Source organism: Aquitalea sp. S1-19, assembly GCF_024343515.1.
Genome location: NZ_RJTZ01000150.1, coordinates 4,469 through 5,561, shown reverse-complemented (window position 1 = coordinate 5,561; position 1,093 = coordinate 4,469). Strand labels below are relative to the sequence as shown.

The window sequence follows — 1,093 nt, the reverse complement described above, 5'->3', positions numbered from 1 at the left end:
TTGAGGTCCTGCAATTGCTGCAGGCGCGGCATATCGGCCTTGGTCGGGAAAACCGCCGACGACTTGGCAATCTCCTTGTTAACGAAAGCCATCGATGCCGCATTCGGGCTGCCGGTACCCATGCTATTGGTCAGCTCGGCACCATTCTTGCCATCCAGCATGAAGTTGATGAACTGATAGGCCAGATCCTTGCGCGGCGCATCCTTCAGCACGACGAAGTTATCGACCGACATGGTATTGCCCTCTTTCTGCAAACCAAAGCTGACGACAAACGGACGCTTGGCTTTTTTGGCATCTTCACGCGCTTGCACCATATCGTTGGAGTAACCCATCGCCACCAGCATATTGCCGACTGTCAGCTCCTTGATATAGCTCTGGTTGTTAAAGGTGGCCCAGTAAGGCTTGGCCTTCAGGATCACATCGCGCGCCGCCTCGACCAGCGAGTCATCCATACCCTGCATGCGCGCCTTGACCACGATGGCGACAAAACCGATACAGAACGCCACATGCGACAACAAGATGGTAAACAGCCCCAGCTCAAGTATGCCCAACACCTGATTGACCATCACGAAGAAGATCACCAGACTGACACCGGTCAGCAGTTCGGGAATCGCGATGGGTGTCAGCACCAGAAACGGCAGGATGCGCAGCTTGTACTTGTGCATTGCCACCCCGGCCAGCGTCCCGAAAAAGGTAGACAGCAAGCTGGCCGCAATCGCAATCATCAGCGAGTGGCCGGCAGCAGTCAGCATCTTGTCATTGTGAAACAGCTGGTCATACCACTTGAAGGTAAAGCCCACCCATTCCGCGTTCAGCTTGGAATCATTGAACGAGAACACCACCACGATCACCAGCGGCAGGTAAAGAAACAGGTAAGTCGAGATGGCCGATACCCACAGCCAGACGGATTGCTTCTTAGCCACGCTTCACCCCTCCCCTTGCCACTAGCGAGCCCAAGGCCGCAATACCCAATACGCCTGCCGTCAACATGATCGACAGCACCGCACCAAACGGCCAGTCGCGCGTATCCAGAATCTGCTGCTTGATCAGGTTGCCGATCATGATCGAATCGGTACCACCCAGAATGTCCGGA

1 protein-coding gene is annotated in these 1,093 nt (G+C 55.2%); it reads right to left on the bottom strand.

The window, feature by feature from the left end:
• Nucleotides 1-923 (bottom strand): extracellular solute-binding protein (locus tag EGI20_RS16010; protein ID WP_498632662.1); only part of this gene is annotated, 923 nt, incomplete at its 3' end.
• Nucleotides 924-1,093: the final 170 nt, after the last annotated feature.